21 protein-coding genes are annotated in these 18185 nt (G+C 69.6%); 12 read left to right on the top strand and 9 right to left on the bottom strand.

The window, feature by feature from the left end:
• Nucleotides 1-29 precede the first annotated feature (29 nt).
• Nucleotides 30-1133 carry a GTP pyrophosphokinase gene (locus tag AHIS1636_RS18385; protein ID WP_264797310.1) on the top strand — a complete coding sequence of 368 codons (1104 nt, stop codon included), beginning with the start codon at nucleotides 30-32 and terminating at the stop codon, nucleotides 1131-1133.
• Between the two features lie 35 nt (nucleotides 1134-1168).
• Here AHIS1636_RS18385 and AHIS1636_RS18380 read toward each other — a convergent pair whose 3' ends face one another.
• A complete protein-coding gene (locus AHIS1636_RS18380) occupies nucleotides 1169-2191 on the bottom strand; it encodes a DMT family transporter (RefSeq protein WP_264797309.1) in 1023 nt (340 codons plus the stop codon).
• A 269-nt stretch (nucleotides 2192-2460) separates the two neighbouring features.
• Here AHIS1636_RS18380 and AHIS1636_RS18375 point away from each other — a divergent pair, with 269 nt between their 5' ends.
• Nucleotides 2461-2868, top strand: a complete 408-nt coding sequence (locus AHIS1636_RS18375) for a TipAS antibiotic-recognition domain-containing protein (RefSeq protein WP_309298635.1) — start codon at nucleotides 2461-2463, stop codon at nucleotides 2866-2868.
• A gap of 70 nt (nucleotides 2869-2938) precedes the next feature.
• Here the strand turns inward: AHIS1636_RS18375 and AHIS1636_RS18370 are convergent, their stop codons facing one another.
• A complete protein-coding gene (locus AHIS1636_RS18370; RefSeq protein ID WP_264797308.1) occupies nucleotides 2939-3688 on the bottom strand; it encodes a gamma-glutamyl-gamma-aminobutyrate hydrolase family protein in 750 nt (249 codons plus the stop codon).
• On the bottom strand, nucleotides 3685-4749 hold the full coding sequence (locus tag AHIS1636_RS18365) for a glutathione S-transferase family protein (protein ID WP_264797307.1): 1065 nt from the start codon (nucleotides 4747-4749) through the stop codon (nucleotides 3685-3687). Before AHIS1636_RS18365 ends, AHIS1636_RS18370 begins: the two co-directional genes overlap by 4 nt.
• Before the next feature lie 187 nt (nucleotides 4750-4936).
• Here AHIS1636_RS18365 and AHIS1636_RS18360 point away from each other — a divergent pair, with 187 nt between their 5' ends.
• Nucleotides 4937-6307 (top strand): short-chain fatty acid transporter, encoded by a 1371-nt coding sequence (locus AHIS1636_RS18360; RefSeq protein ID WP_264797306.1) that lies wholly within the window; start codon nucleotides 4937-4939, stop codon nucleotides 6305-6307.
• A 143-nt stretch (nucleotides 6308-6450) separates the two neighbouring features.
• On the opposite strand, the gene AHIS1636_RS18355 is transcribed toward AHIS1636_RS18360, so the two are convergent.
• Both AHIS1636_RS18355 and AHIS1636_RS18350 read right to left on the bottom strand, forming a co-directional pair.
• Complete coding sequence (locus tag AHIS1636_RS18355; RefSeq protein ID WP_264797305.1) at nucleotides 6451-7503, bottom strand: iron-siderophore ABC transporter substrate-binding protein; 1053 nt, start codon at nucleotides 7501-7503, stop codon at nucleotides 6451-6453.
• 118 nt (nucleotides 7504-7621) lie between these two features.
• The gene (locus tag AHIS1636_RS18350; protein ID WP_264797304.1) at nucleotides 7622-8278 is read right to left on the bottom strand and encodes an MFS transporter; all 657 of its coding nucleotides are present in this window, start codon (nucleotides 8276-8278) and stop codon (nucleotides 7622-7624) included.
• A gap of 90 nt (nucleotides 8279-8368) precedes the next feature.
• On the opposite strand from AHIS1636_RS18350, the gene AHIS1636_RS18345 reads away from it, so the two are divergent.
• From AHIS1636_RS18345 to AHIS1636_RS18315, 7 genes are all read left to right on the top strand, one after another.
• Nucleotides 8369-8869, top strand: a complete 501-nt coding sequence (locus AHIS1636_RS18345; protein WP_264797303.1) for a methylated-DNA--[protein]-cysteine S-methyltransferase — start codon at nucleotides 8369-8371, stop codon at nucleotides 8867-8869.
• A gap of 48 nt (nucleotides 8870-8917) precedes the next feature.
• Nucleotides 8918-9415, top strand: coding sequence for an RNA polymerase sigma factor (locus AHIS1636_RS18340; RefSeq protein ID WP_264797302.1), 498 nt, complete (start codon nucleotides 8918-8920; stop codon nucleotides 9413-9415).
• Nucleotides 9412-10068, top strand: a complete 657-nt coding sequence (locus AHIS1636_RS18335) for a methylated-DNA--[protein]-cysteine S-methyltransferase (RefSeq protein WP_264797301.1) — start codon at nucleotides 9412-9414, stop codon at nucleotides 10066-10068. Before AHIS1636_RS18340 ends, AHIS1636_RS18335 begins: the two co-directional genes overlap by 4 nt.
• Nucleotides 10065-10727: an alpha-ketoglutarate-dependent dioxygenase AlkB family protein gene (locus AHIS1636_RS18330; RefSeq protein ID WP_264797300.1), complete on the top strand. Its 663-nt coding sequence runs from the start codon at nucleotides 10065-10067 to the stop codon at nucleotides 10725-10727. The genes AHIS1636_RS18335 and AHIS1636_RS18330 overlap by 4 nt, the downstream gene beginning before the upstream one ends.
• A 31-nt stretch (nucleotides 10728-10758) precedes the next feature.
• Entirely contained in the window at nucleotides 10759-11361 is a 603-nt protein-coding gene (locus tag AHIS1636_RS18325) for a DNA-3-methyladenine glycosylase I (protein WP_264797299.1), read from the top strand.
• 148 nt (nucleotides 11362-11509) lie between these two features.
• Complete coding sequence (locus AHIS1636_RS18320; RefSeq protein ID WP_264797298.1) at nucleotides 11510-11902, top strand: universal stress protein; 393 nt, start codon at nucleotides 11510-11512, stop codon at nucleotides 11900-11902.
• Nucleotides 11903-12757, top strand: coding sequence for a DNA-3-methyladenine glycosylase family protein (locus AHIS1636_RS18315; RefSeq protein ID WP_264797297.1), 855 nt, complete (start codon nucleotides 11903-11905; stop codon nucleotides 12755-12757).
• Between the two features lie 40 nt (nucleotides 12758-12797).
• Here AHIS1636_RS18315 and AHIS1636_RS18310 read toward each other — a convergent pair whose 3' ends face one another.
• Nucleotides 12798-13106: a PRC-barrel domain-containing protein gene (locus AHIS1636_RS18310; protein WP_264797296.1), complete on the bottom strand. Its 309-nt coding sequence runs from the start codon at nucleotides 13104-13106 to the stop codon at nucleotides 12798-12800.
• 133 nt (nucleotides 13107-13239) lie between these two features.
• Nucleotides 13240-14448, bottom strand: coding sequence for an MFS transporter (locus AHIS1636_RS18305; protein ID WP_264797295.1), 1209 nt, complete (start codon nucleotides 14446-14448; stop codon nucleotides 13240-13242).
• A 173-nt stretch (nucleotides 14449-14621) separates the two neighbouring features.
• Here AHIS1636_RS18305 and AHIS1636_RS18300 point away from each other — a divergent pair, with 173 nt between their 5' ends.
• Both AHIS1636_RS18300 and AHIS1636_RS18295 read left to right on the top strand, forming a co-directional pair.
• Entirely contained in the window at nucleotides 14622-15437 is an 816-nt protein-coding gene (locus tag AHIS1636_RS18300) for a hypothetical protein (protein WP_264797294.1), read from the top strand.
• Between the two features lie 180 nt (nucleotides 15438-15617).
• Nucleotides 15618-15959 (top strand): hypothetical protein, encoded by a 342-nt coding sequence (locus AHIS1636_RS18295; protein ID WP_264797293.1) that lies wholly within the window; start codon nucleotides 15618-15620, stop codon nucleotides 15957-15959.
• A gap of 12 nt (nucleotides 15960-15971) precedes the next feature.
• Here AHIS1636_RS18295 and AHIS1636_RS18290 read toward each other — a convergent pair whose 3' ends face one another.
• Together AHIS1636_RS18290 and AHIS1636_RS18285 are read right to left on the bottom strand one after the other, a co-directional pair.
• Nucleotides 15972-16868 carry an SDR family oxidoreductase gene (locus AHIS1636_RS18290; RefSeq protein ID WP_264797292.1) on the bottom strand — a complete coding sequence of 299 codons (897 nt, stop codon included), beginning with the start codon at nucleotides 16866-16868 and terminating at the stop codon, nucleotides 15972-15974.
• 85 nt (nucleotides 16869-16953) lie between these two features.
• A complete protein-coding gene (locus AHIS1636_RS18285) occupies nucleotides 16954-18180 on the bottom strand; it encodes an amidohydrolase (RefSeq protein WP_264797291.1) in 1227 nt (408 codons plus the stop codon).
• Nucleotides 18181-18185: the final 5 nt, after the last annotated feature.

Raw genomic sequence — 18185 nt, 5'->3', positions numbered from 1 at the left:
GCCCCGCCGTCGTCGTTAAGGAGTTGCGCATGGGCAGGCACTGGGACCGGCTCGACGAGAGCCTGCGCCCGCAGGTGCAGGCCAGCACCGAGGAGTTCGCGCGCGTGCGCCCGGAACTCGAGAAGGTCACCCGGGAGATGCAGTCGACCATCCGGGAGGTGTTCAGGGACGCCGAACCCGCTCCGCTGTTCGTCGCCGCCCGGACCAAGAGCCTTGAGTCCTTCCGCGACAAGGCCGCACGGACCATGCCCGCGCAGGAACCGGGCCACCCGCCGGTGCTGGAGTTCCCGGACCCGCTGCGGCAGCTCAACGACCTGGTCGGCGTGCGCGTGATCGTCAGCCTGCCGCACGAGATCCGCGAGGCCGCGCACCTGCTCAAGCGCCAGCGCCGCGAGTTCGACTGCCGCAGCGACCGCGAGAAGGACATCGGCTACATCGAGTCCGGCACCTACGGCTACTCCAGCCGGCACCTGATCATGCGGACCATCCAGAACGACGTGGTCAAGGAGTACCAGCGCGTGCTCGGGGAGCCGGCCAAGCCGAACGGCAGCTACATCTTCGAGGTCCAGATCCGCACGATCCTGGCGCACGCGTGGTCCGAGATCGAGCACGGCATCCGGTTCAAGGCGGCGGACCCGCGTGCCTGGAGCCCGTACTTCGACCGCCAGTTCATTGCGACGGCGGCAATGCTGGAGTCCGTGGAGACGGTCTTCTCCGAGCTGCACGAGCGCTACGAGGCGGTGACCGGCTACTGGGACGAGGACGGCGAGGGGGACGCGCCCCTGACGCCCAACCGGATCCGCGAGGTGTGGCAGACGCTGCTGCCGCATGTGGACCGGAAGGCGGACGACGACTGGGGCTGGGCGGCCGAACTGCTCGCCGCCCACGGGCTGCGCCGGACGATCGAACTTGCGGGCCTGCTCGAGGCCGACGCGATCACCAAGGTCCGCCGGGCGCTGGAGCACCGCTACTCCCCCGGACCCGACCGGCTCCTGGACGACGTCCTGCTCTGGCGCTTCGGCAAGCGGCACATCGAGCTCACCGCCGGGGACGACAATCATCGGCGCGAGAGCCTGCTCCGGCGGCACCGCCAGATGGAGGCGTACCGGCAGGCCCACGAGGACGACGCCTAAGGCCGGGGCGCCGCGCAGGAATCGGCCGGCGCGCCTCAGCCCCTGCGGCGGCGAAGCCAGGCGCCGGGCCGTCCGGTTGCGACCAGCATGGCCACCGCCGTGAGTGCAATCCCGGCGAGGGTCAGCGGGCCCACCGTGCTCCCGGCCGAGGGCCAGGCGATGTCCAGCACGACCGAACCGACCAGCTGGCCGCAGATCACCGTGAGGCTGGTCAGCAGGACGCCGGTACTGGCCACGCTGATTGTCGCGGTGGCGAGGACCAGCGCCCCAAGCGGGCCGCCGACGTAGAGCCACCATGGCCCGGTCAGCAGCACCGCCCGCCCCGTCAGCACCGCCTGCACCGCCCAAAGGACCAGCAGTGCGGCCGTCCCGGCGGCGAAGTTCAGGAACGTGGAGACGACCGGGCTGCCATGCACGGTCCCGATCTGGCCGAGCATGCCCTGCTGCACGCTCTGCAGCAGCCCGGAGAACAGCGGGATCAGCATGAGCAGGATCACCGCACCGCCGGCCTGCCCGCTGCCGCCGGGCCGGCCGTCCGCCGCGAAGTGGGCGCTCGCCGCGACCACCGCGGCAGCCAAGGCCAGCCCGGCTCCCGCCACCCGGGCACCGCTGACGCCGATCTTGCGCCCCGGTCCCAGCCCGATCCGGTCGACGGCGAGGCTCGAGACCATCTGGCCCGTGACGATCGCGATGGTGAACAGGGACAGTCCGATCGGGCCGACCGTGGCGGCCTGGGCGAAAATGTAGAAGGCGCCGATCGTGCCGGCCACGAGCCACCAGCGCGGATACTCGCGGCGTTTAAGGACCGCCGGAACCGCACGGAGCCTGGCCCGGGTGCCCGGCCGCAGCAGCGCAAAGGCCAGCACCGCGACCAGCCCGGTGGCAAAACTCGCCAGCGCCGCGCCCAGCCGGTCCTGGAGCACGATGCCGAGCTCGCTGGTCACCCGGCTCTGCACGGCCAGCCCGGACCCGCCCAGCAGTGCCAGCCCCAACGCCAGCGGCGCCGGCAGCCGGATGCCCTCGCGCGCGGGCTTCGCTCGGGAACGCTCGGATTGCACGAGCCCAACGCTACCCGCCGCCGCGGCAAAGCGTCCCCGCCGGGCCGCAGTCCGCCGTCGTCCGCCCGCCCTTGACCTTGACGCTGCGTCAACCTCCATAGTGGAACCCATGGAAACACGACGGGACGCAGGCACCGCCGAGTGGCGCGGACACGGCCGAGGCGCTGCGCGGACATCTGGACCTGCTGCTGCAGGAACGGGACCGTCTTGAGCGGCGGATCGAATCCGTCCGGACGACGATCAGGAAGACAGAGAGGGGCGAGGAACTCATGGCCGAGGAAATGTTCCAGGGGTTCGACCACACGCAGTACAAGGAGGAGGTCGAGGAGCGCTGGGGCAAGGACGCCTATGCCAAGGGCGACCGCTGGTGGCGCGGCTTGCCCGAGGCGGAGCGGTCGGCCTGGCAGGAACGGAGCCGGCGCCTGATTCAGGACTGGGTCACCGCCGCCGGCGCGGGCGCGGCGGCCGACAGCGAGGAGGCGCAGGACCTGGCGCGGCGGCAGTTCGAGTGGCTGGCCGGGGCGAATGGCGGGCAGGAGGTGTCCTACGGCTATTTCACCGGGCTCGGCGGGATGTACGTGGCGGATCCGCGCTTCGCCGCCAACTACGGCGGTGAAGCCGGAGCCTCGTTCGTGCGCGATGCGATGAAGGTCTACGCGGACCGGCACCTGGCCTAGCGGTGTGCAGCTGACTCCCGCGGCGGCCTCGCCGCGGTGTGCAGCTGACTCCCGCGGCGGCCTCGCGGAGTCAGCTGCGGGCGGCGGCGATGTAGCGGCAGGCCTCGACGAACGGGGTCAGCAGGTCGGCGAGCTGGCCGTCGGGCGAGCCGGGCTCCTCGGGATGCCACTGCACCGCCAGCAGCCAGCCCTCATCCGGACGCGCCAGTTCCACGCCCTCGACCACGCCGTCCGAGGCCGTGGCAACCACGCGCAGCCGGTCGCCGAGCCGGCGGACGGCCTGGTGGTGCCCGGACTGCACGGTGATCTCGCCGGTCCCGAGCGCATCGGCCAGCAGCGAACCTGGCTGGACGGAGACGGAATGTCCGGCCATCGGGGGACGCTCCTTGTGGACCTTGTGCACGGACTCCGGTCCAAGGTCCTCGATCAGCGATCCGGCGAAGGCCACGTTGATCAGCTGCAGCCCGCGGCAGATGCCGAGCACCGGCCGGCCGTTCTCCACCGCGCCGATGACCAGGTCGATCTCGGTCTCGTCTGCGGTGGTGTCCACGGCATGCACCGTCGGTTCCGCGGTGTCGCCGCCGTAGCGCGCCGGGTCCACGTCCCCGCCGCCCAGGATGAGCACGCCGTCGTAATCCACCGCGCTGAAGACGTGGCCGGAGGCGGCATTGATGAGGACGGGATCCGCCCCGGCCGCCTCAAGTCCCGCCACCGCATTCCGGGCCAGTCCGGCCAGCTCTTCGGAGAACCAGGCCGCATGCGACGGCGCGTCCTGGGCGTAGCTGACGGCGATCCGCGGCCGCTCTGCGCCGGTGCTCATGCCGGATACAGCGGGTTGTGGCCGGCGGCGACCCGCTCGTCCCCGCGGACCGGTCCGGGGGCGACGCCGTCGCCGAACGGGCTGCCGCCGAGGCTCTCCCGACCGTGCTCGCTGAGCCAGTTGGACAGGTCCGGCCCCTGCGGGATGATCCGGGTCGGGTTGATGTCCTCGTGCACCACGTAGTAGTGGGCCTTGATCTGCTCGAAGTCGATCGTGTCGCCGAAACCGGGGGTCTGGAACAGGTCACGCGCGTAGCCCCACAGCGCCGGCATCTCGGTGAGCTTGTTCCGGTTGCACTTGAAGTGGCCGTGGTAGACCGGATCGAACCGGGCAAGCGTGGTGAACAGGCGGACGTCGGCCTCGGTGATGGTGTCGCCCATCAGGTAACGGCGCGTGCCCAGGCGCTCCTCCAGCCAGTCCATCGCCGTCCAGAGCCGGTCATAGGCTTTGTCGTACGCCTCCTGCGAGCCGGCGAAGCCGCACCGGTAGACGCCGTTGTTGACCTCGGTGAAGACCCGCTTGTTGACCGCGGCCATCTCCTCCCGCAGGTGCTCGGGATAGAGGTCCGGGGCGCCTTCGCGGTGGTACTCGGTCCATTCCGTGGCGAAGTCCAGGGTGATCTGGGGGTAGTTGTTGGTGACGACGGCGCCCGAGGCCACCTCCACGATGGCCGGCACGGTGATGCCGCGCGGGTAGTCGGGGAAGCGTTTGAAGTACGCCTCCTGCAGGCGCTCGATGCCCAGCACCGGGTCCTTGCCGCCGTCGTCAAGGTCGAAGGTCCAGCTCCGCACGTCATGCGTGGGGCCGGGCATGCCGATCGAGATGACGTCCTCGAGGCCAAGCAGCCGGCGCACGATGATGGTGCGGTTGGCCCAGGGGCAGGCACGCGCCGCAACCAGTCGGTAGCGGCCGGGTTCCACCGGCCAGCGGCCCTCGTTCGGGTTGTCCCCGCCGCGGAGGATCCGGTCCTCGATGTAGTGGGTGTCCCGGTTGAACTCCTCGCCCGTGTGCACGTAGGCGCCCTTGGTGCTGAATTCGGTGGAAGCTTGGCTTTGGCTCATGGCTTCAGCCTAGCGCCCGCCGGGGATGGTCCGCCGGGATGTCCGGCTTCCGGTCAGCGATCCCCGCCACGCGGGACCCTGCTGACGGCGCACAAGTGTGAGCTGGATCGCTAGAGTGGGGGCGTTGGGGTCCCCGTCCGCGCCGCCGGCCCAGCCGGCACTACTCGCACCTCGAAGGAGATTCTGCATGTCCACGGTGAACCAGCAGGGCCGCCGCAACCCGGTTTCGGCCATGATGCGGCCCGTCAACAGCCTGGTGGAACGTTTCATCCCGAGCGCCCTCGTCTTCGGCATCGTCCTGACCCTGATTGTCGCGGCCCTCGCGCTGGCCCTGACCGACGCGGGCCCGGTGGAAGTGGTGAAGGGCTGGGGCGATGGACTCTCCGGGCTGCTGGCCTTCATGACCCAGATGGCGCTGGTCCTGCTGCTCGGGCACACGCTTGCCAACACCCGCCCGGTCCGGCGGCTGCTGGCTTTCCTCGGCGGGCTGCCGCGCGGCCCGGTCCAGGCCTACGTTTTCGTGTTCGTGGTGGCGGCGGTCGCCTCGCTGATCACCTGGGGCCTCGGGCTGGTGGTCGGCGCCCTGCTCGCGAAGGAGGTGGCGGCGCAGCTGCGGGCCAAGGGCGTCCGGCTGCACTTCCCGATGCTGGTGGCCGCCGGCTTCTCGGGCTTCGTGGTCTGGCACATGGGCTACTCCGGCTCCGGCCCGCTGACCGCCGCCACCGAGGGGTCCTTCATCGCCGAACAGCTGGGCCGCACCGTGCCGATCAGCGAGACGACCTTCTCCCCGTGGAACATCGCGGCCGCGCTCGCCACCGTGGTTGCCGTCGGGCTGGCGCTGGCCGCCGTCGCACCCCGGGGCGAAGACAAGATCATCGAACTCGGGATCGACGCCCGGGACACCGGCGTCGACATCGACGAGGATGTGGTGACCCCCGCGGACCGGCTGGACGCGAGCCGCATCCTGACCTCCGTCGTCGGCCTGGCCCTGGTCGCCTACCTCGCAATCCACTTCGCCCAGGGCGGGTCGCTGACGCTGGACATCGTGAACTGGTCCTTCCTGGCGCTGATCTTCCTGCTGGTGCGCAACCCGTTCGAGCTGATGGCGCTGGTCAAGAACGCGGCATCCAACGTCGGCGACATCCTGCTGCAGTTCCCGCTCTACGCCGGCATCCTCGGGATCATGACCGCGTCCGGCCTCATCACGGTGTTTTCCGACTTCTTCGTCAGCATTTCCACCCCGCAGACCTTCGGCGTGCTGGCACTGCTCTCGGCCGGCCTGGTCAACTTCTTCGTGCCCTCCGGCGGCGGCCAGTTCGCCGTGCAGGCTCCGATCATGCTCGATGCGGCCGAGCGGCTCGGGGTGGACCCGTCCGTGCCGATCATGGCCGTTTCCTACGGCGACCAGTGGACCAACATGATCCAGCCGTTCTGGGCACTGCCGCTGCTGGCCATCGCCGGGCTCAAAATGCGCGACATCCTCGGCTACACCACGGTCACGCTGATCGCCTCGGGGCTGGTTTTCGCCGCCACGCTGCTGATCGTCGGGGCGGGGTAGCCCCGCCCCGTCCTTGGCCGGTACCGGCGCCCTGGCCGCAGCGCGCCGAACATTGCCGCAGCCGGCAGGCCAGCCGGCGCGCTCAACGCAGGAGGGCGTCCCGCGCACCCGGTGGTGCACGGAACGCCCTCCGTCGGAATGGCTTAGCTCGCGTCGGCGGCCTCCGCCCCTTCGGCCAGCATCGGCAGGAAGGTGTCCAGCGCCCACGGCAGGCTCAGCGGCGATGCGGCGGAGATGGACAGCGTCAGGGTGTTGTCCGAGTCAGCCACGAGCGCGCCCTTCTCGACGGCGGGAATCTGGCCGAGCAGCGGATCGTCCAGTACCTGCTGCTTGGTCTTGTCACTGGGAACCCAGGTCACGAAGATGTCGGAATCCAGCTCGTTGGCCTTCTCGGCCGACCACGGAAGGAAGAACTCCTCGGAGTCGCCCGTGGCCTCGGTGACCACGTCGGCCTGCTTCATCCCGATGCTGCTCAGGAACTTCGGCCGGTTGTCGTTGGCCGTATAAACGTTAACGGCATCGCTGGCGGCGGGGTCGAGGTTGCCGTAGATGAAGGTCTTGCCGGCCAGCTCCGGGTACTGCGCGGCCTTCTCCTCGACCGTGGCCTCGGTGCTGGCGATGAGCTCCTCGGCTTCGGCGCCCTTGCCCAGGGCCTTGCCGATCATCTCGGTCGAGGTCTGCCAGTCGGTGCCGTAGGCCGTCTTCGGGTAGGCGACGACGGGCGCGATCTTGGACAGCTTGTCGTAGTCCTCCTGGGTCAGGCCCGAATACGCGGCCAGGATGACGTCCGGCTCCGTGGCGGCGATCTCGTCGAAGGCGATGCCGTCCGCTTCGGAGTACTGCTTCGGCGCCTTTTCGGATCCGGCGCCCGCGCCGAGTTCCTCCAGCTTGGCGTCCTTCCAGGGGGTGGACCCGTTGTCGTTGCCGCCCCACTCCACCTTCGGCATACCCACGGGCACGACGCCGAGGGCCAGGGAAACGTCGTCGTTCACCCAGGAGACGGTCGCGACTCGTTCCGGCTGTTCGTCAATGACGGTTTCGCCGTAGGCATGCTTGATCGTCACGGGGAAGGCACCGTCGGACGCGGCTGCGGTGCCGCCCTCCGATGAGCCTCCCGCGGGTCCGGTGGAGCAGGCGGTGAGGGACAACAGGACGGCGGCAGCCGCCGCAGCTGCCCGCAATCTGGAAAGGGCCAACGGAGGCCTCCTTGGCTAGAGTGACAGGAACAAAGTAAGGGTAGCCTACACTCAGCCACATTAGGGAAACGTTTTGTTGCGTATTGGGTCGCCGACTCCTGTCCGGCCGGACGCGGATTCAGTCCGCGCCGATGGCCGCGGCCTCGGCCGGCACAGCGTGCGGGTCGGCTGCAGCCTCCGCCTGCCGGAAGAGGAGCAGGCCCGCGGCAACGATGCAGCAGCCAGCCGCCACGAAGAACGGGGCACTCATGCTTCCCAGCCAGGCGGCAATATGTCCGACCAGGATGGCGGAGGCGGCACCGCCCAGCCAGCGCAGGAAGTTGTAGCCGGCGCTGTTCACCGCCCGAAGGCCCGTTCCCGCACTCATCGCACTGCCCGTGAACAACGTGTTGAGCACTCCCGACACGAGTCCGGAGAGCACCACGCACACCACGACGACGGACTTGATGCCGGTCGCCACGGCCAGCAGGAGGACGGCGTAAAGAACGACGGCGGCGATCGCACCTCCGCGCTCGCCCAGCCAGGCGGCCATCTTCGGCGCCAGCACAACGCCGGAGAAGGCTACGCAGACGCCCCAGCCGAAGAAGATGAACCCGATGGCGATCGCCCCCTCGCCCAGCACGAAGGGCGCCCATGCAATGATCGTGAAGAAGGCGGCCGTATGGAAGGCGGAGCCGATCGAGGTCAGCAGCAGGTTGCGGTTGCGCAGGGCCCGCAGCGGATCGATGAGGCGGATGGGCTGGCGGGCGGAACGGTCCTCATCCTTCCTGAGCATGACGGCGCAGAGCAGGGCACCGACCCGCCGTCGTTGTACTGGGAGAGAATGGGACAAGCCCGGAAGCAGGAATCAGGGAGTATCAGGACCATGAGCCGCACGCACACCACCATGGAAACGCCGGTCGGCGAGTTGACCATCGTCGCCGAGGACGGCGCGTTGACGGCCATCTACTTCCCCTCGCATAAACGGCTGCCGGACCCCTCGGATTTCGGCGCACGGACCGAGCACGGCTTCGAAGAGGCAAAGGCCCAGCTCGCCGAGTACTTCGCCGGCGAACGCAGGGTTTTTTCCCTTCCGCTGGCGCCGAAGGGTGATGCCTTCCAGCAGAAGGTCCGGGCCCTGCTGCGCGCCATCCCGTACGGTCAGACTCGTTCCTATGGCCAGCTGGCGGCCGAACTCGGCGATCCGCGCCTGGCACAGGCCGTCGGCAACGCGAACGGGCGGAACCCGCTGTCCATCGTGGTGCCCTGCCACCGCGTGGTGGGAGCGGACGGCTCGCTCACCGGCTACGCCGGCGGACTGGAGCGCAAGCGCTTCCTGCTGGAGCTGGAGGAGTCGGAGGAGGCGAAGGCCGCCAGGCTTTTCTAGCCCGGCACCTCACGCAACCGCGCCGAAGAACGTCTACAGGATGTGCAGATGAAACCGTTCGAGCAGCTGGTCACGGACCACGGCGCCATGGTGCTGCGCGTCTGCCGGCTGCTGGTCGGTCCCGGCGCGGATGCCGAGGACGCCTGGTCGGAGACGTTCCTATCCGCCCTGAAGGCCTACCCGCTCCTGCCCCTCGACGCCAACCACGAAGCGTGGCTGGCGACGATCGCGCGGCGCAAGGCCATCGACCTGCTCCGGAAACGGTCCAGGATCCCGCTCCCCGCGGAACACCTGCCCGAGCGGCCGTCCACGCTGGGGATCCCGGGACATAACGACGACGAACTGCGCCAGGCCGTCGCCGCGTTGCCCCTGCGCCAACGCGAGGCCGTCGCCCTGCACTACCTTGCCGGCCTGCCCTATGCGGAGGCCGCGGAACTGACCGGCTCCTCCGCCGATGCGGTCCGGCGCGCGGCGTCGGACGGTATTGCCAAGCTGCGGGCCCGCTACCGCGTCCTCCAGAACTCCCCGGAAGGAGCCCTGCCATGACTTCCCCGTCCTCGCCCGACCTGCTGCCCGCCCGGACGGAAGGGGTAAGGCCGGCACTGCCCGAGCCGCTGGAACGGCTCAGCATCTTTGAGGGTGCACTCCTCGAACAGCTGCACGGAAGGCTGGAATCCGCCGCCCGCGAAGCCGACCTGCTGGACGTCGCCTACACGACGATCGACAGCCCCCTCGGTCCCCTGCTGCTGGCGGCGACGAGCCAGGGCCTGGTCCGCGTGGCCTTCGCCAACGAGGACCACGGCGTTGTCCTCGCCGCGCTGGCGGCCGCCGTGAGCCCGCGGATCCTGCGCGCGCCGGAGCGGCTGGCAGAGGCAACCGGCCAGCTGGAGGAGTATTTCGCGGGGCACCGGCGCACGTTCGACCTGCCGCTGGACCGGCGGCTGTCCAAAGGCTTCCGGCTCAGCGTCCACCGGCACCTGCCGCTGATCCCGTACGGCAGCACGGAGAGCTACGCGCAGGTCGCGGCGGCGGTCGGGAACCCCAGGGCCGTACGGGCGGTCGGCAGCGCCTGCGCCACCAATCCGCTGCCCGTCGTCATCCCCTGCCACCGGGTCCTGCGCTCGGACGGTTCCCCGGGCGGGTACCTCGGCGGGCCGCGGGCCAAGGCCTGGCTGCTCGGCCTGGAGGCCGCCGCATGACCGCGCTCTTCGAAACCGGCCCCGGCGGACCGCGCGAGGTATCCCCCGGCGCCGTGCACATCCCCGGCTGGCTCAGCCTCCAGCAGCAGCGCACGTTGGTGGAAGCGTGCCGGGAGTTCGGCCGGGGCCCGGTACCGTACCGCGCCGCCAGCCTGCCCGGCGGCCACGAGATGAGCGTGCGGACCCTCTGCCTGGGCTGGCACTGGGCGCCCTACAAATACACCCGGACCGCCGACGACGTGAACGGCGCCCGCGTGCTTGGCTTTCCCGGGTGGCTGGCGGACTGGGGCCGCCGGGCCCTGGCTGACGCCTACGGGGATCAACGGGAAGACAGCTACGAGCCCGATACGGCGCTAATCAACTTTTATGAAGACACCGCGAAAATGGGCATGCACCAGGACAAGGACGAGCGGGCCGACTTCCCCGTGGTCTCACTCAGCGTCGGGGACGACTGCCTGTTCCGCTTCGGCAACACGGAGACGAGGACGAAGCCGTACACCGACATCCGGCTGCGCTCGGGGGACCTCTTCGTCTTCGGCGGGCCCGCGCGGTTCGCCTACCACGGCGTACCCCGGATCTACCCCGGCACCGCGGACCCGGAATGCGGGCTCACCGGGGGCCGGCTCAACCTGACCATGCGCGTCACCGGGCTGTCCTGACAGTCCGAAGGAACCAAGGAGAATCAAGGACATGGAGAAGACCGTTTCCGGCGTTATGCTCGGCGAGGACGGGCTGGCGCGGCCGGCCTGGGCCGCGACGGACCCGCTCATGCGGGACTACTACGACACCGAGTGGGGCGTGCCGGTGCGCGGCGAACAGGGGGTCTTCGAACGGATCAGCCTTGAAGGATTCCAGGCAGGTCTGTCCTGGGCGACCATCCTGCGCAAGCGCCCCGCCTTCCGCGCCGCCTTCCACGATTTCCAGGTCGACAAGGTCGCGGCCTTCACCGAGGACGACGTCGAACGGCTGATGGAGGACGCTTCCATCGTCCGCAACCGGGCCAAGATCCGCGCTGTCATCACGAACGCCCGCGCCACCATCGACCTGCGCGCCGAGGGAGGCCTCAGCGACTTCGTCTGGTCGTTCCAGCCGCCCAGCACCCCGGCGCCTCGGCACATCGGCGAAATTCCAACGACGTCCGAGGAGTCCGTGGCGCTGTCCAAGGCGCTGCGCAAGCGCGGGTTCGCGTTCGTCGGCCCGACGACGATGTTCGCCCTGATGGAGGCGATCGGTATGATCGACACCCACCTTATCGACAGCCACCGCCGCGGCAGCTCGGGCCTCTGGGCCTGACCTGTCACAAAGGGGCAGCCATTCCATCGGGCGCTGGTGAGGCATGCCACAATGAGTGGCAGATGCGCCGGGAACGGACCCGGCCTTCTCCGGCGCGGCAAAGAGGCCGTCCCGGTGACGCTGAACGTTCCGCCGTTAAGGAGAAGACGTGACCATTCTCGTTGCCTACGCCCCGCGCCCGGAAGGCCGCGCCGCCCTCGCCAAGGGCATCCAGATGGCCACCACCCAGAACGAGAAGCTCCTGGTCGTCAATGCCAGCACCGGCGGGCCGCACAAGGACCCGGCCCTGGCCGACGGGCATGACACGGACTGGGTCAGGCGCGAGCTGAGGAGCTCCGGCCTGGACGCCGAGTTCAGGCAACTGGTCCGGGGCAAGGACGCCGTGGAGGAAATCCAGGAGCTGGCCGAAAGCCTGCCAGCGTCCCTGCTGATCATCGGCCTGCGCAAGCGCTCCCCGGTCGGCAAGCTGATCATGGGCAGCACCGCCCAGCAGATCCTGCTGACCGTGGACTGCCCCGTGCTGGCCGTCAAAGCCCGCTAGTTGCGCCTGCCGCTCCCGTTCAGCGCCCCGTTCGACCGGCCCGCCATGCTGGCCGCCCTGGACGCGCATGCCGTTCCCGGCCTCGAGTCGGTGGACGTGGCGGCGGGCACCTGCACCCGCCTGTTTGCCTCGCCCGCGGGACCCGTCCTCGGGACTGTGTCGTTCGGTCCTGCCGGCGCAGAGCTGGAACTGGAAACCCCGGATCCTGCCACCGCGGCCGCTGTGACGTCTGCGGTGCGCCGCTGGCTGGACCTGGACCTTGAGCCGGCTGCGGTGTCCGCGGTCCTGGGAGCGGACCCGCGGATCGGGCCTTTGGTGGCAGCCCGTCCCGGCCTGCGGATTCCTGGCTACGCGGATGGCTTCGAGGGGGCCGCCTGTACGGTCCTGGGCCAACAGGTATCGCTCGCCACGGCCCGGACCTTTGCCGGACGGCTGGTCGCCGCCTTCGGCACCGGCCACTCCTCCGGCCTCCAGGCGTTCCCCTCGCCGGAGCGACTCACCGCAGCCGGACCCGACGCAGTCCGGGCCGCGGTAGGCCTGACCGGATCCCGCGCCCGGACCGTCCACGCCCTGGCCGAGGCCTGCGCGGCGGGGCTGGATATCTCGCCGGAGGGCGACCACCGCCTGATCCGGCGCGAGCTGCTGAAACTCCCGGGCATTGGCCCGTGGACGGCCGACTATCTCGCCATGCGGGCGCTGCATGACCGCGATGCCTTCCCCGCGGGCGACCGGGTGCTCCGGCGGGCCCTCGGGCTGGAGTCCGACAAGGAAGTCAGGGCCCATGGCTCGGCCTGGTCACCGCTGCGCGCCTATGCCGTCTTCCACCTCTGGACGGCGCACGCTTATCTGCCCTGACCGATTCCGCGTCTTCGGGCAGTTCGGCAGCCAGGAAGAATCAGAGGCGGTAGTACGCGGCCAGCTCCGCTTCCTGCTCGGGAGAGAGACCTTGCTCGGCCTCGAGGTCGAGGTCCGGCGAATCCTTGATCGTTTCGCCGTCGTAGGCCACATGGACGTCGGTTCCCTCGACCCGGGCTCCGGCCATGGGCACGAAGCGGGGCTTGGTTTCCAGCAGCCCCAGTGCGACGGTAATCCAGGCGATCCGGCCCGAGCCGCGGTCACGGTGCACCTGGCCGACCTGCCCGAGCTTATGTCCTTCGCTGTCCCACGCGGTGGCGTCCTGCAGCTCGTGGATGTCTTCGTTCATTCGAGTGCTCCTTAGAATAACCGCATCATTGACCGCATCGGCGCTTCCCACTAGGAAGCCTGCTTAGTAACGAACCTAGCAGCAGGTCGGCACTTGTCAACGGTTTGGCCCCGGCACTTGTCAGCGTTCTGCCTTAGCGCGGCACCCCCGAGCGGTTGCCGTGGCGCCGCAGGAACAGGGCGAGCACGACGCAGAGCGCGTAACCCGTGCCGACGAAGATCCAGCCGGTATTGAAGTCGCCCGTCAATTCCAGCAGCAGGCCGGTCAGCAGCGGCCCGGTGGCGAAGCCGGCGTACATCCCCATCGAAATCACGCCGGTGGCCGCTCCGACGCGGGCGGCAGGAACAACTTTCATCACGCCGGCCATGATGACGACATTGGTGCCAAGTATGGTCGCCCCGTGCAGCGCCACACCCAGCCAGAGCAGCGCAGGCGCACCGAACTCTCCCGCGGACAGCAGTGCGGCGGCTCCGAGCACGGCGCCGACCCCCAGCAAGATCAGCAGTGTTGAGGCCCGCACCCCTTTGGCCATCTGCCGGCCCCAGAGGATGCGGGACGTGACGCCGACGATGCCGGAGACGCCGGCGGCGATGCCGCCCAACAGCAGCGAAAAACCCAGTTCGCGAACCGTAAAGAGCGGCAGGTAGACGTTGGTCGCCTGCATTCCCAGGCCGGACAGGAAGGCGTAGCCGGCGAAGAGCCAGACCGCGAGCGGGAATCCCTTGCCCGGCTCGGCGGGAGGAGCCGCCCGGCCGGCGGGAGGTGCCGCCGTCGTTACGGGCTTTTCATCCGGAAGGCGGCGCAGTCCGTAGAACAGGAGGGCGAGTGCGACGACGGCGGCCAGCCCCGTGGCGCCCTGCCACCCGAGCCAGAGCGACATCGCGGGGAAGAACAGGCCGGCGAAGAGCTGGCTGCCCTGCACCCCGGACTGCTTGACCCCGATCCAGCCCGGCCGCTTGTGCGGCGGCACGTTGTGGATGATGATCCGGTTGGTGGTGGGGTTCGAGATTGCCTGCGCGGGGCCCGCGAGCACGGCCGCGACCAGCAGCACCCAGTAGTCGTGGGCCAGCGCGCCGACCACCAGGGCCAGCGCGGTGCCCGCGAAGATCAGGATCAGCTGGGCGCGGTTGGAGATCCGGTCGCTGAGCCGGCCCAGCCACATGCTGGAGAGGGCGGCGCTGGCGAAGATCGCCGTGGCCAGCAGGCCGAACTGGCCCTCGCTGATGTCCAGGTCCTCGATGATCAGCGGGCTCGTCGCACTCAACCCGTAGTTCAGCAGCGGCCCGACCCCCATGGCGCAGGTGAGGACAAACAAGAGGGCGCCGGCGGGCTGCTTGGTCATAGTGCTGAGGTTCTCCTGGTTCGCGGAGCGGGGCTGCCCCGCTATGCAGGCTACCCGCACGGGCAGCCGCGGCTGGAACCGCGCCCGGCGGCGGCTACCGCGTTTCGCAGGGCGGCAGGTCTAGGATCGAACCGTGTCCCCACGGCGGGGACCTGTTGTTGGGGGAAGATCGCGTGGGGACTCGCTGGATGGAGCGCTCCGGCTCCAAGTCGATGGTTCGGTTCCGGCGTGCCCGGGCCGTGCTCATCCTGGTCGTCTTGTTCTGGGTCTGCCTGCTCACGGGCGGGGCCAGCGGGCTCACTGCCCTGGCCGCGTCGCCGGGGGCGCTGGTCCTGGTGCTCTACGCGGGCGCCGTCGTCGTACCCGTATCTGCCCTCGCCGGGCTTACAGCCGGCGCCGTAATGCTGGCCGAATGGCCCCCGCGGAGCGAGCGGTCGGCAGGCGGAGCCCGGGGATCGGTACTGGACGGGGTTTTGACGCTGGATCCGGTTACGGCTCTGGCCCGGGGATCGGCTCTTGCCCGTAGTTCGACGCTAGCCCGGATTTCGGCCCGGGCACTGACCTCGGCCCGCGTGACGTTGTTTAGCCTTGCGACGGCTGCCCGCCGTCTGGTGGTTGTCCGCCTGCCGGCCCTGCCCCGCCTACCCGCGCTGGCCCAGGTGCTTATGCCGCCACGCCGGCCCTCCACCCTGCCGCTGCCCCGGCCAGCCACGGAGCCCTCGCCGGCCGGCCCGCCGCCGGCTCCGGAGGCCGCTCCCGCACCGACCCCAGGCGCGGCCGCACCCCGGACCGGCGTCCCGGCTCGGCCGACCCGTGCGCCCGCGGGGATTCCTGCACCACCGGTCCGGCTGCCCCATGCGCCCGCCGCGATCCCTCCACCACCGGCCCGGCTGCCCGGGCAGCCCGCCCGCGTGCCCGCGCCGCCCGGCTACCCGCCGAGGATCGGACCGGCCGGGAATGCCCGGAACGGCGGCAGCATCGCATCCTAGGCCGGCGACCGGACCGGGGCCGGGCGCCACGCAGCGACCGGAATGCGGCACACTTCACTGGCCCGGGTGGTAGGATTCACCCCGTTTTCGCGCCCTTCGGACGGTTGCGGCTCGTAAAATTGGAGTGCCCCCACTATTTAGGCCGGCACCCCTTTCTTACACATTTTCCGGGAGACCCCTATGCTTCGAACCCGTCAGCGTGTGGGCCACGATATCCTGCTGGCCCGCCACGGAAACACCATCACCAGCATGCGCTTCGACCGCCGCACCAACTCTGTTGTTGCGCTGCTGGACGACGGCCGGGTGGACCGGGCCCCGAACCTGATCTCCCCCGACATGCCGCAGCCGGTGGGGATTACGGGTCTGACCGCAGACGACCGCAAGCTGCTGGGCATCATGACGGGCACCTTCGCTGGTCTGGGCGCACTGATGGTCGGCGGCGTGCTGGCCATGGTCCAGTTCGGCCAGCAGCTCGGCCTCACGGAAGCGGCCGCATATATCCCGCAGTCTGCCGGCTTCTGAACGGCCCTGCCGCTACGGCGCCGGCATCCCGCCGTTGACGTTGAGCGTCTCCCCCATCACGTAGCTCGACTCGGAAGACGCGAGGAACACGTAGGCCGGCGCCAGTTCGGTCGGCTGCCCGGCGCGTCCGATGGGCGTCGATTTCCCGAACTCCGGCAGTTCCTCCTTGGGCTGCCCGTCGCTGACCTGCAGCGGCGTCCAGAACGGTCCGGGCGCAACCGCATTGACGCGGATCCCGCGCGGTGCCAGCTGCTGGGCCAGTCCCTTGGTGAAGTTGTTGATCGCGCCCTTCGTCGCCGCGTAGTCGATCAGCGTGGGCGAAGGCATGTACGCCTGGATCGACGTCGTGTTGATGATCGAGGATCCCGGCTTGAGGTGCGCGAGCGCCGCCTTGGTGATCCAGAAGAACGCGTAGATGTTGGTTTTGAACGTTCGGTCGAACTGCTCGTCGCTCAGGTCTTCGAGCTTCTTCACGGCGATCTGCCGTCCGGCATTGTTCACGAGGATGTCCAGCCCGCCGAGCCCCTCGGCTGCACTCTGGACCACGTCGCGGCAGGTCTGCGAATCCGTCAGGTCGCCCGGCAGCTGCACGACCTTGCGCCCCTCCTTCTGGATCAGCTCCGCGACGACCTTGGCGTCCTCCTCCTCTTCCGGCAGGTAGGACATCGCCACGTCGGCGCCCTCGCGGGCGAAGGCAATGGCAACCGCGGCGCCGATGCCGGAGTCCGATCCGGTGATCAGGGCCTTGCGCCCCTCCAACCGGCCCGTCCCGCGGTAGGAGTCCTCGCCGCGGTCAGTGTGCGGGACCAGCTCTTTGTCCAGCCCCGGTTCCGGCTGGTCCTGCTCGGGCGGCTCGATGCTGGGGTACCGGTTGACGGGATCCTGGAACGTGTACTGGTCCTGGGCCATGGGACGGCTCCAATCTGCGTCGGAATTGCTAAGCTTACTTACCAGCCTAGAGGGAGCCGTCCCGCTGTCAACGCCCGGCCCGGAATCAGGCCCCGACCCGCGAGAGGAGCGCCGCGGCGGCGGCTTCTACTCCGGTGGACAGCGTCGGCTCCATGACGGGGCCGAAGAAGGGCGAGTGGTTGACCGGCGCCGTCCCCGCGGCCAGCGTCTCGTCGGAGTGGCCGCCAAAGAACCAGAACACCGACGGGACGCCGATGGCTTCGGCGAGGGTGCCGAAGTCCTCCGAGCCCATCAGCGGCTCGACCTCGCTCACGTTCGCCTCCCCCAGCGCCCCGCGAAGAGCCTCCGCGGCCGCCGCGGTGGCGGCAGGATCGTTGTAATTGCGCGGGAAGGTGTAGAGCTCCTCGATGGTCGGCTCCGGTGCGTTCGAGGCCTCGGCCTCCGCCTTGATGATGCGGCGGAGCGCTCCAAGGACCCGGCCGCGCACGTCGTCGTCGAACGTCCGGATGTTGAGCGTGAACTCCGCCGAGGCGGGAATGATGTTTTCCTTCAGTCCGCCGTGGAAGGTGCCCACGGTAACGACGGCGGCGCGCCGGGGATCGATTTCCCGGGAGACTATCGTCTGGATCCGGGTGATCATGTGGGCCCCAAGCACGATGGGATCGACGGCGTCCTGCGGCTGCGAGCCGTGGGACTGCTTCCCATGCAGCGTCACCTTCCAGGAGTCGGCTTGGCTCATGGTGTGTCCGGCGGCGTACTGGATGGTCCCGGCCCGGCCGGGCATCACGTGCTGTCCGAAGATCACCTCCGGTTTGGGCGCCTTGGACCACAGTCCGTCGTCCACCATGGCCTTGGCCCCGGCCGCGGTCTCCTCGCCCGGCTGGAAAATGAACACGATGGTGCCCGACCAGTGCGCCGTCGCCCCGGCGAAGAGCTCGGCAACGGTCAGCAGTGCCGCCGTATGGGTGTCGTGTCCGCAGCCATGCATCACCGGAACCTCGGTCCCGTCCGCCAGTACGCCCGTGGCGGCGCTGGCGTAGGGCAGTCCCGTGTCTTCCTGGATCGGCAAACCGTCCGTGTCCGCCCGGAAGGCAACCGTCGGGCCGTCCCCGTTGCGCAGGATACCCACCACGCCGGTGCCGCCGCAGGCGAAGGTCTCGATCCCGCAGGCCCGAAGCCGCTCGTCGACCAGCGCGGCGGTCTCGTGCTCCTGCATGGACAGTTCGGGGTGCGCGTGGAGGTGCCGGTACAGCTCATGCAGGCGGTCCTGCTGGTCGGCGGTCAGTCGGAAGGGCTGGGGCAGTGCGGGCATGGAGG

Source organism: Arthrobacter mangrovi (assembly GCF_026011795.1).
Lineage (GTDB): Bacteria > Actinomycetota > Actinomycetes > Actinomycetales > Micrococcaceae > Crystallibacter > Crystallibacter mangrovi.
This window is presented reverse-complemented; position numbering and strand designations above follow the sequence as displayed.

Bases quoted from the DNA above. Each gene is read 5' to 3' on its own strand.
- AHIS1636_RS18385 (WP_264797310.1), top strand. From the start codon at position 30: ATGGGCAGGCACTGGGACCGGCTCGACGAGAGCCTGCGCCCGCAGGTG.
- AHIS1636_RS18375 (WP_309298635.1), top strand. From the start codon at position 2,461: ATGGCCGAGGAAATGTTCCAGGGGTTCGACCACACGCAGTACAAGGAG.
- AHIS1636_RS18370 (WP_264797308.1), bottom strand. From the start codon at position 3,688: ATGAGCACCGGCGCAGAGCGGCCGCGGATCGCCGTCAGCTACGCCCAG.
- AHIS1636_RS18365 (WP_264797307.1), bottom strand. From the start codon at position 4,749: ATGAGCCAAAGCCAAGCTTCCACCGAATTCAGCACCAAGGGCGCCTAC.
- AHIS1636_RS18360 (WP_264797306.1), top strand. From the start codon at position 4,937: ATGTCCACGGTGAACCAGCAGGGCCGCCGCAACCCGGTTTCGGCCATG.
- AHIS1636_RS18350 (WP_264797304.1), bottom strand. From the start codon at position 8,278: ATGCTCAGGAAGGATGAGGACCGTTCCGCCCGCCAGCCCATCCGCCTC.
- AHIS1636_RS18345 (WP_264797303.1), top strand. From the start codon at position 8,369: ATGAGCCGCACGCACACCACCATGGAAACGCCGGTCGGCGAGTTGACC.
- AHIS1636_RS18340 (WP_264797302.1), top strand. From the start codon at position 8,918: ATGAAACCGTTCGAGCAGCTGGTCACGGACCACGGCGCCATGGTGCTG.
- AHIS1636_RS18335 (WP_264797301.1), top strand. From the start codon at position 9,412: ATGACTTCCCCGTCCTCGCCCGACCTGCTGCCCGCCCGGACGGAAGGG.
- AHIS1636_RS18330 (WP_264797300.1), top strand. From the start codon at position 10,065: ATGACCGCGCTCTTCGAAACCGGCCCCGGCGGACCGCGCGAGGTATCC.
- AHIS1636_RS18325 (WP_264797299.1), top strand. From the start codon at position 10,759: ATGGAGAAGACCGTTTCCGGCGTTATGCTCGGCGAGGACGGGCTGGCG.
- AHIS1636_RS18310 (WP_264797296.1), bottom strand. From the start codon at position 13,106: ATGAACGAAGACATCCACGAGCTGCAGGACGCCACCGCGTGGGACAGC.
- AHIS1636_RS18305 (WP_264797295.1), bottom strand. From the start codon at position 14,448: ATGACCAAGCAGCCCGCCGGCGCCCTCTTGTTTGTCCTCACCTGCGCC.
- AHIS1636_RS18295 (WP_264797293.1), top strand. From the start codon at position 15,618: ATGCTTCGAACCCGTCAGCGTGTGGGCCACGATATCCTGCTGGCCCGC.
- AHIS1636_RS18290 (WP_264797292.1), bottom strand. From the start codon at position 16,868: ATGGCCCAGGACCAGTACACGTTCCAGGATCCCGTCAACCGGTACCCC.
- AHIS1636_RS18285 (WP_264797291.1), bottom strand. From the start codon at position 18,180: ATGCCCGCACTGCCCCAGCCCTTCCGACTGACCGCCGACCAGCAGGAC.